1 protein-coding gene (only partly in view) is annotated in these 17,537 nt (G+C 72.4%); it reads left to right on the forward strand.

The window, feature by feature from the left end; all coding sequences use genetic code 11:
* Nucleotides 1-17,537 carry the 5' portion of an SDR family NAD(P)-dependent oxidoreductase gene (locus ABD932_RS18355; RefSeq protein WP_345013966.1) on the forward strand. It continues 12,283 nt past the right edge of the window, so the window shows 17,537 of its 29,820 coding nt (coding positions 1-17,537); it begins with the start codon at nucleotides 1-3; the stop codon falls past the right edge of the window.

Raw genomic sequence — 17,537 nt, forward strand, 5'->3', positions numbered from 1 at the left:
ATGACCTCCTCTGCCAACCAGTACGTCGAGGCACTTCGGTCGTCACTGAAGGAGGTCGACCGGCTGCGGAAGCAGAACCAGCAGCTGATCGCGGCGGCGGTGGAGCCCATCGCGATCGTCGGCATCGGCTGCCGGTACCCCGGCGGGGTGGCCTCGCCGGAGGACCTGTGGCAGGTGGTGGCCGAGGGGCGCGACGTCATCGGCCCGTTCCCGGCCGACCGCGGCTGGGACACGGCGGCGCTGGCGAGCGCCACCGCCGAGGGCGGCTTCCTGGACGACGTGGCGGGCTTCGACGCCGGACTGTTCGGGATCTCGCCGCGCGAGGCCGTCGTCATGGACCCGCAGCAGCGCCTCCTCCTGGAGACCTCCTGGGAGGCGCTGGAGCGGGCGGGCATCGACGCCTCCTCGCTGCGGGGCACCCAGACGGGCGTGTTCCTGGGCACCACCTCGCAGGACTACGCCGACCTGCTCGCCCGGTCCGCCGAGGACGTCGGTCTCTACGCCACCACCGCGTTCGCCGCGAGCGTGCTGTCGGGCCGTATCTCCTACCTGCTCGGCCTGGAGGGCCCGGCCGTCACCGTCGACACCGCCTGCTCCTCGTCCCTGGTCGCGCTGCACCTCGCGGCCCAGGCCCTGCGCGGCGGCGAGTGCGACCTGGCGCTCGCCGGCGGCGTCGCGATCATGACGACGCCCGCCGGGTTCGCCGCGTTCACCTCCCAGGGCGGTCTCGCCGGCAACGGCCGCTGCAAGGCGTTCTCCGACGACGCCGACGGCACCGGCTGGGCAGAAGGCGTCGGCGTGCTGGTGCTCAAGCGCCTCTCCGACGCGCGGCGCGCGGGGGACAGGATCCTGGCCGTGGTCCGCGGCTCGGCCGTCAACCAGGACGGCGCGTCGAACGGCCTTACGGCGCCGAACGGGCCGTCGCAGCAGCGCGTGATCCGCAAAGCGCTGGCCAACGCCGGCCTGTCCGCCGCCGACGTGGACGCAGTAGAGGCGCACGGCACCGGCACCACGCTCGGCGACCCCATCGAGGCGGGCGCCGTGCTCGCCACGTACGGCCAGGACCGCGAGAACCCGGTGCTGCTGGGCTCCATCAAGTCCAACATCGGCCACCCGCAGGGCGCGGCCGGTGTCGCCGGCGTCATCAAGATGGTCATGGCCCTCCAGCACGGACTGCTGCCCCGGACCCTCCACGTCGGCACCCCGTCGACCAACGTCGACTGGGACTCCGGCAAGGTGGAGCTGCTGACCTCCGCGCGGCCCTGGCCCGCCGCCGACCGGCCCTCCCGCGCGGGAGTGTCCGCGTTCGGCGTGAGCGGCACCAACGCCCACGTCATCATCGAGCAGGCCCCGGCACAGCCCGACACCGCCGAGGAAGCCACCGTCACCCCCGGCATCGTCCCGTGGACGGTCTCCGCCCGCTCTGCGGCCGCCCTGGAGGCACAGCGAGCCCGGCTCACGACCGCGGCCGCCACCCTCTCCCCGGTCGACGTCGGCCACACCCTCGCCACCGCCCGCGCCGCCCTCGAACACCGCGCCGTACTGCTCCCCGACGGCACCGAACTCGCCACCGGCGTCGCCAACGCGGAGACCGGTCTCGCCGTGCTCTTCTCGGGGCAGGGCTCGCAACGACTGGGCATGGGGCGGGAGTTGTACGACCGCTTCCCGGTCTTCGCGAGCGCGCTGGACGACGTACTCACCCACCTGGACCCGCAGTTGCGCGAGGTGATGTGGGGCGAGGACGCGGAGCTGCTGAACCAGACCCGTCACACCCAGCCCGCGCTGTTCGCGCTCCAGGTGGCCCTCTACCGGCTGGTGGAGTCGTGGGGGATCACCCCGGACCAGCTCGCGGGCCATTCCATCGGTGAGATCGCGGCCGCGCACGTGGCCGGGGTGCTGTCACTGGAGGACGCCTGCACGCTGGTGTCGGAGCGGGCCCGGCTGATGCAGGCGCTGCCCGCGGGCGGCGCGATGGTGGCGGTCCAGGCGAGCGAGGCGGAGGTACTGCCGCATCTCACCGACCGTGTCTCGATCGCCGCCGTCAACGGCCCGTCCGCCGTGGTGGTCGCGGGCGACGGGACGGAGGTCGCGGAGGTCGTCGCCCGGCTCGGCGACCGCAAGGCCAAGCGGCTGCAGGTCAGCCACGCCTTCCACTCGCCCCTGATGGAACCGATGCTGGAGGACTTCCGCACCGCCATCGGCGGCCTGTCCTTCAACGACCCCTCGATTCCCGTGGCCGCCACGGGAGACGTGACCGACCCCGAGTACTGGGTGCGGCACGTCCGCGAAGCCGTGCGGTTACACGACAACGTACGCCGCCTGCACGACCAGGGCGTGACCGCGTTCCTCGAACTGGGCCCGGACGGCGTGCTGTCCGCGATGGTCGCCGAGACCGCCCTCGACGCGGTCGCCGTCCCGGTGCTGCGCAAGGACCGCGAGGAGGAGTCCGCGCTGGTCACAGGGCTGGCGCGGCTGCACGTGAGCGGCGTGACCGTCGACTGGGCGCCGCTCTTCGAGGGCACCGGCGCCCGCCGCGTGGACCTGCCTACGTACCCGTTCCAGCACGAGCGCTACTGGCCGCGGCCCGCCACCCCGACCGGTGACGTCCGCGCCGCCGGCCTGGGCACCGTGGAGCACCCGCTGCTCGGCGCCGCGGTCGAACTCGCCGACTCCGCCGGGTTCCTGTTCACCTCCCGGCTCTCCCTGAGCACCCACCCGTGGCTCGTCGACCACGTCGTCGGCGGACGCGTGCTGTTCGCGGGCACCGCGTTCCTCGAACTCGCCGTACGCGCCGCCGACGAGGTCGGCTGCGAGCGCGTCGACGAACTCACGCTGGCCGCGCCCCTCGTACTGCCCGAGCAGGGCGCCGTACAGGTGCAGGTCTCCGTCGGAGCCCCCGACGAGACCGGCCGGCGATCCGTCGCGGTCTTCTCCCGCCCCGAGGGAGACATCGATTCCCCGTGGCTCCAGCACGCGAGCGGTGTGCTGGGGCCCGGGGCCCCCACGGTCGCATTCGACGCCGCGCAGTGGCCACCCGCCGACGCCGAACCCGTCGACATCGAGGGCTCCTACGACCGCTTCACCGAGCTGGGCTTCGACTACGGGCCCGTCTTCCGCGGCCTGCGCGCCGTGTGGCGAGGCGGCGACGGCGTCGTCTTCGCCGAGGTCACGCTGCCCGACGACGCGGACGCCACCTCGTACGGACTGCACCCCGCCCTGCTCGACGCGGGCATGCACGCCGCCGGATTCGGTGACCTCGGCTCCATCAGCCGGGGCGGACTGCCGTTCTCCTGGCAGGGCGTGACCCTGCACGCCTCCGGCGCCTCGACGGTACGGGTGCGGCTGGCGCGCGGCGCCGACGGCTCGATGGAGATCGCCGTCGCCGACCCGGCGGGCGCTCCCGTGGCGTCCGTGGAGGCGCTGCAGACCCGGCCCGTCCCGGCCGACGAGCAGGGCACGCCGACCGCCTCCGGCGTCGAGCGCGACTCGCTGTTCAAGGTCGAGTGGACGCCCGTCGAGCCGACGACGCAGAGCGCGGGGCGGAGCGTCGCGGTCCTCGGGCCGGACGCGCTCGGCCTCGGCCAGAACGTGGTGGGCCTCGGGCTGGGACTCGTGTACGACGACCTGGACGCCGTAGCCGCGGCCGCGGACGCGAATGTCGATGACGTGCTCGTGCCGTTCGCCGGCGGTGCGGACGTGCACACGGCGGTCTCCCGCGCCTTGGGCCTCGTCCAGGACTGGCTGCGCCAGGACCGGCCGGGACGGCTCGTGTTCGTCACCCGTGGCGCGATCGAGGGAGACGACCTCGCCGCGGCGGCCGTACGCGGCCTGGTCGGCTCGGCCCAGTCGGAACACCCCGGCCGGTTCGCGCTGGTGGACGTCGACAGTGTGGACGCCGACACGGCGGACGTCGACGCCCCCGACCTGCTGTCCGCGGCCCTGGCCACGGGCGAACCCAGCCTGGCCGTCCGCGACGGCGAGGTGCGTGCCGCACGGCTGGCCCGCGTGGCACTGCCCCTGGAGACCCTCACCTGGAACGGCCGCGTGCTGATCACCGGCGGCACCGGCGGCCTCGGCGCGGTCCTGGCCCGGCACCTGGTCGAACGGCACGGCGTCCGCGACCTGCTGCTGGTCAGCCGACGAGGTCCCGACGCCGACGGCGCGCAGCAGCTGACCGCCGAACTGACCGAGTTCGGCGCGCACGTCGAGATCGAGGCCTGCGACGTGTCCGACCGGGCCGCGCTGGCCGCCCTCCTCGAACGGCACCCCGTGGGCGCCGTGGTGCACACGGCGGCCGTCCTGGACGACGGCGTCGTCGAGTCGCTGACCCCGGAGCGCGTCGGCACCGTCCTGCGGGCCAAGGCCGACGCCGCACGGTACCTGCACGAACTGGCCGGTGACGTCTCGGCGTTCGTCCTGTTCTCCTCCGCGGCCGGCACCTTCGGCGGCGCCGGCCAGGCCAACTACGCCGCCGCCAACGCCTACCTGGACGCCCTCGCCCGCCACCGCAGGTCCCAGGGCCTGCCCGCCGTGGCACTGGCGTGGGGCGCCTGGGAGCAGTCGGTCGGCATGACGAGCGCCATGTCCGACGCCGACCTGCGGCGCGTCGAGCGCTCCGGCATGCCGCCGCTCACCGTGACGCAGGGCCTCGCCCTCTTCGACGGCGCCGTGGCCGCCGCCGAGCCCGTCCTGCTGCCCCTCCGCCTCGACCTGCCCACCCTCCGCCGCCTCCCGGAGACGCCCCCGCTGCTGCGCGGCCTGATCAAGTCGCCGCGCCGCCGCGCCGCCGCCGTGGGGGCCGCGGCCGCCAGCGGACTCGCCCAGTCCCTGGCCCGGGCCACTCGCGACGAGCGCCTGACGGCGCTGCTGGACGTGGTCCGCGCCGACGTCGCCACGGTGCTCGGCCACAGCGGCGCCGACGACGTCGACCACACCCGAACGTTCCAGGGCCTCGGCTTCGACTCGCTCACCGCCGTCGAACTGCGCAACCGCCTCACCGCGTCGACCGGCATCCGCCTGCCCGCCACGCTGATCTTCGACTACCCGAACCCGGCCGCGCTGGCCGCCTACCTGAGCGACGAACTGTTCGGCGACGACCAGGACACCGCCGGGGAGCTGCCCGCGCCGCAGTCGACGACCGACGACCCGATCGTCATCGTCGGCATGGCCTGCCGCTACCCCGGCGACGTCGCCTCCCCCGAGGACCTGTGGCAGCTGGTGATCGAGGGCCGCGACGGCGTCACCGGCTTCCCGGACAACCGGGGCTGGGACCTGGAGTCCATCCACCACCCGGACCCCGACCACCCCGGCACCACCCATGTCATGCGGGGCGGCTTCCTGCACGACGCCGACCTGTTCGACCCCGACTTCTTCGACATGTCGCCCCGCGAGGCCCTGGCCACCGACGCCCAGCATCGCCTCCTCCTGGAGACGGCGTGGGAGGCGTTCGAACGGGCGGGCGTGGCACCGACCTCGCTGAGCGGTTCGCGCACCGGCGTCTTCGCCGGCGTCATGACCAACGACTACAGCACGCTCGTCGGCGACGAGGCCTTCGAGGGCTACCAGGGCATCGGCACCGCGCAGAGCGTGCTCTCCGGCCGCGTGGCCTACACCTTCGGCCTGGAGGGCCCCGCGGTCACTGTCGACACCGCCTGCTCGTCCTCCCTGGTAGCCCTCCACCTGGCCGCGCAGGCGCTGCGGGGCGGCGAGTGCGACCTCGCCCTCGCGGGCGGTGTGACGGTGATGTCCACCCCCGGCTCCTTCGTGGCCTTCTCCCGCCAACGCGGCCTCGCGGCGGACGGCCACTGCAAGTCCTTCGCCGACGGCGCGGACGGCACGGGCTGGGGTGAGGGCGTCGGCCTGCTGGTCCTGGAGCGTCAGTCGGACGCCGTCCGCAACGGCCACCGGATCCTGGCGGTGGTGCGGGGCTCGGCGGTCAACCAGGACGGTGCGTCGAACGGTCTGACCGCGCCGAACGGTCCCTCGCAGCAGCGCGTCATCCGGCAGGCGCTCGCATCGGCCGGACTGTCCACCTCCGACGTGGACGCGGTCGAGGCACACGGCACCGGTACGACACTGGGCGACCCGATCGAGGCGCAGGCACTGCTGGCCACCTACGGCCAGGACCGCGAACAGCCCCTCCTGCTCGGCTCCGTGAAGTCCAACATCGGCCACACCCAGGCCGCCGCCGGCGTCGCCGGTGTCATCAAGATGGTCCTGGCGATGCAGCACGGCGCACTGCCGCAGACCCTGCACGTCGACCAGCCCTCGTCGCACATCGACTGGTCCGCCGGAGCGGTGGAACTCGCGGTCGAGCGGACCGCGTGGCCGACCGCCGACCGCCCCCGCCGGGCCGGTGTCTCGTCCTTCGGCGTCAGCGGCACCAACGCGCACGTCATCCTCGAACAGGGCCCCGCCGCCACCGAACCGGCGACCACGGACACCACCCCTGCCAGGACGCCGTGGATCGTCTCCGCGAAGTCCGAGGAGGCGCTGCGCGGGCAGGTCGAGCAGGTCCGGGAGCTTGACGGGGATCCGGTGGACGTCGGGTTCTCGCTGCTGACGACGCGTACGTTGTTCGACCGTCGTGCGGTGCTGCTGGACGGTGTGGAACTTGCTCGGGGCGTGGCTGTCCGTAAGCCGCTTGCGTTCTTGTTCTCGGGGCAGGGTTCGCAACGGCTGGGGATGGGGCGGGAGTTGTACGGCCGCTTCCCGGTGTTCGCGGAGGCCTTCGACGCCGTACTCGTCCATCTGGACCCGGCTCTGCGTGAGGTGATGTGGGGTGGGGACGAGGAGCTGCTGAACCAGACCGGTTACACCCAGCCCGCTCTGTTCGCGCTGCAAGTGGCCCTGTACCGGCTGGTGGAGTCGTGGGGCGTGAGGCCCGATCACCTGGCCGGTCACTCCATCGGCGAGATCGCGGCGGCGCATGTCGCGGGTGTGTTGAGCCTGGAGGACGCGTGCCTCCTCGTCACGGCGCGGTCGAGTCTGATGCAGGAGCTGCCTGCTGGTGGTGCGATGGTCTCGGTGGTGGCCTCCGAGGAGGAGGTGCTGCCGCACCTGACCGAGAACGTCTCCGTCGCTGCCGTCAACGGCCCGGCGTCCGTGGTCATCGCGGGTGACGAGGCTGAGGTGCTGGAGATCGCGTCGCGTTGGAAGTCGAAGCGGCTGCGGGTGTCCCATGCCTTCCACTCGCCGCTGATGGCCCCGATGCTGGAGGACTTCCGGGAGGCGATCGGCGAGATCGAGTTCCATGAGCCGCAGATCCCCTTCGTGGCGTCCGGCGATGTGACCGAGGCCGAGTACTGGGTGCGGCATGTCCGCGAGGCGGTCCGCTTCCACGACAACGTCCAGGCACTGGGTGACGTGGCCTTCCTGGAGATCGGCCCGGACGGTGTGCTGTCCGCGATGGTCGCCCAGGACGTGGCCGACGCGATGGCGATCCCGGTCCTGCGCAAGGGCAAGCCGGAGGAGACCGCGGCGCTGACCGCCCTCGCCACCCTGCACGTCCACGGCACCCCCGTCGACTGGACGTCCTTCTACCCGGGCGGCACCCGCGTCGACCTGCCCACCTACGCCTTCCAACGCCGGCGCTTCTGGCCCGAGGCGTCGAGCACATCGGACGTGCGGTCCGCCGGCCTCGACTCCGTCGGCCACCCCCTCCTCGGCGCGGCTGTCGAACTCGCCGGAGCGGAAGGGTTCCTGTTCACCTCACGGCTGTCGTCCCGCACCCACCCCTGGCTCGCCGACCACACGCTGCACGGCCGCACCCTCCTGCCCGGCGCCGCGCTCGTCGAACTCGCGCTGCGTGCCGGGGACGAGGTCGGCTGCGGCCGGGTCGAGGAACTGACCCTGTCCGTGCCGCTCGTCGTCGAGGGCGCGACCCAGCTCCAACTGCGCGTCGGCATCGCCGACACCGCCGGACGCCGGCCCGTCGCCGTGCACACCCGGCCCGAGAACGCGGCCGACCAGCCGTGGACCGAGCACGCGACCGGCTTCCTAGCCCCGGCCGCGGAGACAGCGGACTTCGACGCCGCCGTCTGGCCGCCGGCCGATGCCGAACGGGTCGACATCGAGGGCTGCTACGACGCCTTCGCGGACCGTGGCTTCGAGTACGGCCCGGTCTTCCAGGGACTGCGTGCTGTCTGGCGGCGCGGTGACGAGGTGTTCGCGGAGGTCGCGCTGCCCGACGGCGTGGAGCCCGGCACCTTCGGCATCCACCCGGCGCTGCTCGACGCCGCCCTGCACGCGGTGGCCTTCGCGCGGCAGCGCACCGAGGGAGCCGTACCGTTCTCGTGGGAGGGCGTCTCGCTGCACGCGGAGGGCGCGACCGCGCTGCGGGTACGCCTCACGACCAGCGGGGACAACACCCTGTCCCTAGCGCTCGCCGACACGGCCGGAGCACCCGTCGCCTCCGTCGACTCCCTGCTTACCCACGCCGTCTCGGCACAGCAGCTCGCCGCCACCACCGACTCGCTGTTCGGCCTGGACTGGACCCCGATCGCGCCGCCCGAAGCCCCCGACGCCGACGCCGTGGTCGAGTACCTGGTGAGCGACGGCGACGTCGTCGCGTCGGCCCATGAGCTCGCCGCTCGCGCGCTCGCCCTGGTGCAGCGGTGGATCGCGGAGGACCGTGCCGAGCGACTTGTCTTCGTGACGCGTGAGGGTGATCTGGCGGCGTCGGCGGTGTGGGGTCTGGTGCGGTCGGCGCAGTCGGAGCATCCGGGCCGGTTCGTGCTGGTCGACACCGACGCCGATACTGGCGGCGCGCTGCCCGCGGGCGTACTCAGCGGCGCCGAGCCGCAACTCCGGATCCGTGACGGCGTGGTGAGCGTCCCGCGCGTCGTCCGCCTCACCGCCCCCGCCGAGCCGGTGCGGCTCGAAGGGCCGGTGCTGGTGACGGGCGGTACGGGTGGTCTGGGTCGGGTGATCGCGCGTCATCTGGTCGAGGCGCATGGTGTGGATGAGTTGGTGTTGGTGAGCCGCCGGGGTGAGGCGGCGGACGTGAGTGAGCTGGAGGCGGCCGGGGCGAGGGTGTCGGTCGTGGCTTGTGATGTGGCGGATCGTGCCGCGGTGGCGGATCTGCTGGAGCGGTACCCCGTGCGTTCGGTGGTGCATGCGGCCGGTGTGCTGGACGACGGTGTGGTGGAGTCACTGACGCCGGAGCGGCTGGAGGCCGTTCTGCGGCCGAAGATCGACGCGGCCTGGCATCTGCACGAACTCGCCCAGGACGTCAGCGCGTTCGTCCTCTACTCCTCGGCGTCCGGCGTCTTCGGTACGGCCGGACAGGCCAACTACGCCGCGGGCAACACGTTCCTCGACGCCCTCGCCGCCCACCGTCGCGCTCTCGGCCTCCCGGGCCTGTCCCTGGCGTGGGGCGCCTGGGACCGGACCGGCATGCTCGACGGAGCCGACGCCGAGCGGCTGAACAGGTCCGGCATGCCGCCGATCACCCCTGACCAGGGCGTCCAGCTGTTCGACGCCGCCCTCGCCGCCGGCGACGGGCTCGTGCTGCCGTTGCGCCTCGACACCGCAGCCCTGCGTGCGCGCGGCGAGATCCCAGACGTCCTGCGCGGACTCATCCGGACCCGCACCAAGCGGACCGCCGCCTCGGCCACCGCCGCTTCCCTCGTACGACGGCTCGACGCACTCTCCGCGGAAGCCCGCCTGGAATCGCTGCTGGAACTGGTGCGTATCGAGGTGGCCGCCGTACTCGGCCACGCGGGCGCCGGCACCGTCGACCCCGAACGCGCCTTCCAGAGCCTCGGTTTCGACTCCCTCACCGCGGTCGAACTGCGCAACCGCCTCGGCGCGGTCACCGGACTGCGGCTGCCCGCGACGCTGACCTTCGACTACCCGACCGCCGCCCTGCTGGCCGCCCACCTCGCGGACGAGCTGTTCGGCGCCGACCGGGACACCGCCGGGTTGCTCCCCGCGCCGCTGTCGACGACCGACGACCCGATCGTCATCGTCGGCATGGCCTGCCGCTACCCCGGCGGAGCGAATTCGCCCGAGGACCTGTGGCGGCTCGTCGCCGACGGCGTCGACGCCATCACCGAGTTCCCGGCCAACCGGGGCTGGGACCGCGACGCCCTCTACCACCCCGACCCCGACCACCTCGGCACGACGTACTCCGTCTCCGGCGGATTCCTGCACCAGGCGGGCGAGTTCGACCCCGAGTTCTTCGGCATGTCCCCGCGAGAGGCCCTCGCCACCGACTCACAGCAGCGCCTGCTCCTGGAGACGACCTGGGAGGCGCTGGAACGCACCGGCATCGACCCGACGTCCCTGCGCGGCAGCGCGACCGGCGTGTTCGCGGGCGTGATGTACAACGACTACGCCTCCCTCCTGGACGGCGACGACTTCGAGGGCCACCAGGGCCAGGGCAGCGCCGGCAGCGTCGCCTCCGGCCGGGTGTCCTACACGTTCGGCTTCGAAGGCCCGGCGGTCACGGTCGACACCGCGTGCTCGTCGTCGCTTGTGGCGCTCCACCTCGCGGCACAGGCCCTGCGGCAGGGGGAGTGCACCCTCGCCCTCGCCGGCGGCGTCACCGTGATGTCCACCCCCACCACCTACGTCGAGTTCTCCCGCCAGCGCGGCCTGTCCGCCGACGGCCGCTGCAAGGCGTTCGGCGCCGGCGCGGACGGCACGGGCTGGGGTGAGGGCGTCGGTCTGCTGGTGCTGGAGCGTCAGTCGGACGCGGTGCGCAACGGTCACCGGATTCTGGCGGTGGTGCGGGGTTCGGCGGTGAACCAGGACGGTGCGTCGAATGGTCTGACGGCGCCGAACGGTCCGTCGCAGCAGCGCGTCATCCGGCAGGCTCTCGCGAGCGCCGGCCTGTCCACGTCCGACGTGGACGCGGTGGAGGCGCACGGTACGGGTACGTCGCTCGGCGACCCGATCGAGGCGCAGGCACTGCTCGCTACGTACGGCCAGAACCGCGATGTGCCCCTGTACTTGGGCTCGGTGAAGTCGAACATCGGCCACACCCAGGCCGCCGCGGGTGTCGCGGGCATCATCAAGATGGTCAAGGCGCTGGAGCACGGGGTGCTTCCGCGGACGCTGCATGTGGAGGAGCCGTCGTCCCAGGTGGACTGGGAGTCGGGGTCGGTGGAGCTGCTGGGCGGTCCTGTCGAGTGGCCTTCAGTTGACCGGCCGCGTCGCGCGGCGGTGTCGTCGTTCGGTGTCAGCGGCACCAACGCGCATGTGATTCTTGAGCAGCCGGTCGGGGAGATGCCGGTCGCCCCGGACATGGAGGCCGTCGGTGGCGTGCCGTGGCTGGTGTCCGCCAGGTCTGAGGCGGCGCTGTCGGGCCAGATCGAACGTATCAAGGGTCTCGACGGGGATCCGGTGGACATCGGCCACTCGTTGCTGACGACGCGTACGTTGTTCGACCGTCGTGCGGTGCTGCTGGACGGTGTGGAACTTGCTCGGGGTGTGGCTGTCCGTAAGCCGCTTGCGTTCTTGTTCTCGGGGCAGGGTTCGCAACGGCTGGGGATGGGGCGGGAGTTGTACGACCGGTTCCCGGTGTTCGCGGAGGCCTTCGATGCCGTACTCGTCCATCTGGACCCGGCTCTGCGTGAGGTGATGTGGGGTGGGGACGAGGAGCTGCTGAACCAGACCGGTTACACCCAGCCCGCTCTGTTCGCGCTGCAAGTGGCCCTGTACCGGTTGGTGGAGTCGTGGGGCGTTGAGCCCGACCATCTCGCCGGTCACTCCATCGGCGAGATCGCGGCGGCGCATGTCGCGGGTGTGCTGAGCCTGGAGGACGCGTGCCTCCTCGTCACGGCGCGCTCCAGCCTGATGCAGGAGCTGCCTGCTGGTGGTGCGATGGTCTCGGTGGTGGCCTCCGAGGAGGAGGTGCTGCCGCACCTCACCGACAAGGTCTCCGTCGCTGCCGTGAACGGCCCGACGTCCGTGGTCATCGCGGGTGACGAGGCCGAGGTTCTTGAGATCGCGTCGCGTTGGAAGTCGAAGCGGCTGAGGGTGTCGCACGCCTTCCACTCCCCGCTGATGGCCCCGATGCTGGAGGACTTCCGGGAGGCGATCGGCGAGATCGAGTTCCGTGAGCCGCAGATTCCCTTCGCGACGTCCGGCGATGTGACCGACCCTGAGTACTGGGTGAACCACGTCCGGGACGCGGTCCGCTTCCACGACAACGTCCGGTCTCTGGGCGATGTGACTTTCCTGGAGATCGGCCCGGACGGTGTGCTGTCCGCGATGGTCGCCCAGGACGCGGCTGACGCGGTGGCGATCCCGGTCCTGCGCAAGGACAAGCCGGAGGAGGACGCCGTACTCACCGCCCTCGCGCGGCTGCACGTCCACGGCACCCCCGTCGACTGGACGTCCTTCTACCCGGGCGGCTCCCGCGTCGACCTGCCCACCTACGCCTTCGAACACCAGGTCTTCTGGCCGGCCACCGCACGCCGCAAGGGTGACGTGGGCGCGGTCGGCATCACCGCCGTGGAGCACCCGCTGCTCGGTGCGGCGGTCGATGTCGCCGGCTCGGACGGGCACCTGTTCACCAGCAGGATCTCGCTGAGTACGCACCCGTGGCTCGCCGACCACAGCGTCTTCGGGCAGGTGCTGCTGCCCGGCACCGCGTTCCTGGAGTTCGCGCTGCGCGCCGGGGACGAGGTCGGCTGCGACCGCGTCGACGAACTGACCCTCGCCGCACCGCTGGTGCTGCCGGAGCGGGGCGCGGTGCGGTTGCAGGTGTCCGTCGGTACGGCGGACGAGTCGGGGCGGCGCACCGTGGAGGTCTTCTCGCGGCCCGACGGCGAGGACGCTCCGTGGACGCGGCACGCCGACGGCTTCCTCGCGGCCGGCACGCACACGGACGACTTCGACGCCACCGCGTGGCCGCCGGCCGCCGAACCCCTGGACATCGCCGGGGCCTACGAACGGTTCGCCGAGGCCGGGTTCGATTACGGCACGGTGTTTCAGGGGCTGCGGACGGCGTGGCGGCGCGGTGACGAGGTGTTCGCCGAGGTCGCGCTTCCGGAGGACGTGGACGCCTCGGCGTTCGGCGTGCACCCGGGGCTGCTCGACGCGACGTTGCACGCCGGAGGGTTCTTCGAGGGCAGCGAGGCCGGTCTGCCCTTCTCGTGGGAGAACGTGTCGCTGCACGCCACCGGTGCCTCGTCGCTGCGGGTCCGGCTGACCCGTACCGGCTCCGCCTGGCGCATCGCCGTCGCCGACTCCACCGGAGCGCCGGTGGCCACGATCGGTGCTCTGGTGGCGCGTGCGGTGTCCGCCGAGCAGATCGGCCGGGCGGGCCGTGACTCCCTGTTCCGTCTCGACTGGGTGCCGGTCACACTGCCGGACGGCGCCGACGGGCACGCCGAGATCGTGCAGATCACCGGAGGCGCGGACGTCGTCGGCTCCGCCCACGCCGAGGCGGCCCGCGCGCTCGCCCTGGTGCAGCGGTGGATCGCGGAGGACCGTGCCGAGCGACTTGTCTTCGTGACGCGTGAGGGTGATGTCGCGGCGTCGGCGGTGTGGGGTCTGGTGCGGTCGGCGCAGTCGGAGCATCCGGGCCGGTTCGTGCTGGTCGACACCGACGGCGACGTCCCCGCGGGCGCGCTGACCGGCGAGGAGCCTCAGCTCAGGATCCGGGGCGGCGCGGCCTTCGCGGCACGCCTCGCCCGCGCGTCGGCCGAGGTCACCTCTGAGCCGGTGCGGCTCGAAGGGCCGGTGCTGGTGACGGGCGGTACGGGTGGTCTGGGTCGGGTGATCGCGCGTCATCTGGTCGAGGCGCATGGTGTGGATGAGTTGGTGTTGGTGAGCCGCCGGGGTGAGGCGGCGGACGTGAGTGAGCTGGAGGCGGCCGGGGCGAGGGTGTCGGTCGTGGCTTGTGATGTGGCGGATCGTGCCGCGGTGGCGGATCTGCTGGAGCGGTACCCCGTGCGTTCGGTGGTGCATGCGGCCGGCGTGCTGGACGACGGTGTGGTGGAGTCACTGACGCCGGAGCGGCTGGAGGCCGTACTGCGTCCGAAGATCGACGCGGCCTGGCATCTGCACGAACTCGCCCAGGACATCGGCGCGTTCGTCATCTTCTCCAGCGCCGCCGGCACCTTCGGCGCCGCAGGGCAGGCCAACTACGCCGCGGGCAACGCCTTCCTGGACGCCCTGGCCGCCCACCGCAAGGCCAGCGGCCTGCCGGCCGTCTCGCTCGCCTGGGGCGCGTGGAGCGGAACGGGCATGCTGTCGGACGCCGACGCGGAACGCATGGCACGAGCCGGCACCCCGCCGCTCAGCCCCAAACAGGGCCTCGCGCTCTTCGACACGGCGATCGCCTCCGGCGAAGCCGCCCTCCTGCCGCTCAGGCTCGACCTCCCGGCCCTGCGCGGCCACGGCGAGATCCGCCCGCTGCTGCGCGGCCTGATCCGCACCCGCACCCAGCGTGCGATCGCCGGCTCCGAGACGGCGTCGAGCCTCACCCGCCGACTCGGCGCACTGACGGACCCCGCACGCCTCGACGAGCTCGTGAACCTGGTGCGCGGCGAAGTCGCCGCCGTACTGGGGCATGCGGGCGCCGACGGCGTCGACCCGGCGAAGGCGTTCCAGAGCCTCGGGTTCGACTCCCTCATGGCGGTCGAACTGCGCAACCGCCTCGGCGCGGTCACCGGACTGCGGCTGCCCGCGACGCTGACCTTCGACTACCCGACCACCGCCGTACTGGCCGCCCACCTCAAGGACGAGCTGTTCGGCACGGACGCACCGGCCGTACCGGTGCCGGTGGCGGCGACGGCCCAGGCGGACGACCCGGTCGTGATCGTCGGCATGGCCTGCCGCTACCCGGGCGGGGTCACCAACCCCGAGGAGCTGTGGGACCTGGTGCTGGACGGCACCGACGCGATCACCGGCTTCCCGGAGAACCGCGGCTGGGACCTCGACGCCCTCTACCACCCCGACCCCGACCACGTCGGCACGTCGTACACCCGCTCCGGCGGCTTCCTGCACGACGCCGACCAGTTCGACCCCGAGTTCTTCGGCATGTCCCCGCGAGAGGCCCTCGGCACCGACGCGCAGCAGCGCCTGCTGCTGGAGGCGACCTGGGAGTCGCTGGAGCGGGCGGGCATCGACCCGACCTCGCTGAAGGGCAGCCGGACCGGCGTCTTCGCGGGCGTCATGTACAACGACTACTCCCTGATGCTCGACGGTGACGCCGAGGGCTACCAGGGCACCGGCGGCTCACCGAGCGTGGTCTCGGGCCGGGTGTCCTACACGTTCGGCTTCGAGGGCCCGGCGGTCACGGTCGACACTGCGTGCTCGTCGTCGCTGGTGGCGCTGCACCTGGCGGCGCAGTCGCTGCGGCAGGGGGAGTGCACCCTCGCCCTCGCCGGCGGTGTCACGGTCCTTGCCTCGCCGGGAGCGTTCATCGGTTTCTCCCGCCAGCGCGGCCTGTCCGCCGACGGCCGCTGCAAGGCGTTCGGCGACGCCGCGGACGGTGTGGGCTGGGCCGAGGGCGTCGGTCTGCTGGTGCTGGAGCGTCAGTCGGACGCGGTGCGCAACGGTCACCGGATCCTGGCGGTGGTGCGGGGCTCGGCGGTGAACCAGGACGGTGCGTCCAACGGCCTTACGGCGCCGAACGGTCCGTCGCAGCAGCGGGTGATCCGGCAGGCTCTCGCGAGCGCCGGTCTGTCCACCGCGGACGTCGACGCCGTCGAGGCCCACGGCACAGGAACGACACTGGGCGACCCCATCGAGGCCCAAGCCCTGATGGCGACCTACGGCCAGGACCGCGACGTACCGCTCTACCTGGGGTCGGTGAAGTCCAACATCGGCCACACCCAGGCGGCCGCGGGCGCCGCGGGCATCATCAAGATGGTCAAGGCGCTGGAGCACGGGGTTCTGCCCCGGACGTTGCACGTGGACCAGCCGTCGTCCCAGGTCGACTGGGAGGCGGGCGCGGTCGAGCTGCTCGACAGTGCCACCGAGTGGCCGTCGGTCGACCGGCCGCGTCGCGCGGCGGTGTCGTCGTTCGGTGTCAGCGGCACCAACGCGCATGTGATTCTTGAGCAGCCGCTCGTGGAGGCGCCGGTTGCGGAAGGACCACGCGGCCAATTCGCGCCGTGGCTGGTGTCCGCGAAGTCCGAGGCGGCGCTGCGGGAGCAGGTCGAACGGGTCAAGGAGATCGACGGTGACCCGGTGGACATCGGGCACTCGTTGCTCACCACGCGTACGACTTTCGACCACCGTGCCGTGATCCTCGACGGAGTCGAACTCGCCCGGGGCGTGGCTGTCCGTAAGCCGCTTGCGTTCCTGTTCTCGGGGCAGGGTTCGCAACGGCTGGGTATGGGGCGGGAGTTGTACGGCCGGTTCCCGGTGTTCGCCGAGGCCTTCGATGCCGTACTCGTCCATCTGGACCCGGCTCTGCGTGAGGTGATGTGGGGTGGGGACGAGGAGCTGCTGAACCAGACCGGTTACACCCAGCCCGCTCTGTTCGCGCTTCAGGTGGCGCTGTACCGGTTGGTGGAGTCATGGGGTGTGCAGCCCGACCATCTCGCCGGTCACTCCATCGGCGAGATCGCGGCGGCCCATGTCGCGGGTGTGCTGAGCCTGGAGGACGCGTGCCTCCTCGTCACGGCGCGCTCCAGCCTGATGCAGGAACTGCCTGTCGGCGGTGCGATGGTGGCGGTCCAGGCGACCGAGGCCGAGGTGCTGCCGCACCTGACGGAGAAGGTGTCGATCGCTGCCGTCAACGGCCCGGCCGCCGTGGTCATCGCCGGTGACGAGGCCGAGGTCCTGGGGATCGCCGGGCGGTGGAAGTCGAAGCGGTTGAGGGTGTCGCATGCCTTCCACTCGCCGCTGATGGACCCGATGCTGGACGACTTCCGAGAGATGCTGGACGGCGTCACCTTCCACGCCCCGCAGATTCCCTTCACGACCTCCGGCGATGTGACCGACCCCGAGTACTGGGTGAACCATGTCCGGGACGCGGTCCGCTTCCACGACAACGTCCGGTCTCTGGGCGATGTGACTTTCCTGGAGATCGGCCCGGACGGTGTGCTGTCCGCGATGGTCGCCCAGGACGCGGCCGACGCGGTCGCGATCCCGGTCCTGCGCAAGGACAAGCCGGAGCCGACCGCGGCCCTGACCGCCCTCGCCACCTTGCACGTCCACGGCACCCCCGTCGACTGGACGTCCTTCTACCCGGGCGGCAGGCCGATCGACCTCCCCACCTACGCCTTCCAGCGCCAGCGCTATTGGCCCGCCCCGGCGAGCCCGAAGCACGACGCCACCGGCCTGGGCCTGGTCGGCATGGAGCACCCACTGCTGGGCGCGGCCGTCGAACTGGCCGAGGACGAAGGCGTCGTCTTCACCAGCAGGCTCTCGACGAGCACGCACCCGTGGCTCGCCGAACACGAGATCATGGGCCACCGCCTGGTACCGGCGGCCGTGCTGGTCGAGCTCGCGCTGCGCGCCGGTGACGAGGTCGGCTGCGGCCGCGTCGACGAACTGACCCTCGTGACGCCGCTGGCCCTGCCGGACCGTGGCGGTGTGCAGGTCCGGCTGCGGGTGGCCGCCGAGGA

The sequence above is a fragment of the Streptomyces shaanxiensis genome (assembly GCF_039537145.1).
Taxonomy (GTDB): Bacteria; Actinomycetota; Actinomycetes; order Streptomycetales; family Streptomycetaceae; genus Streptomyces; species Streptomyces shaanxiensis.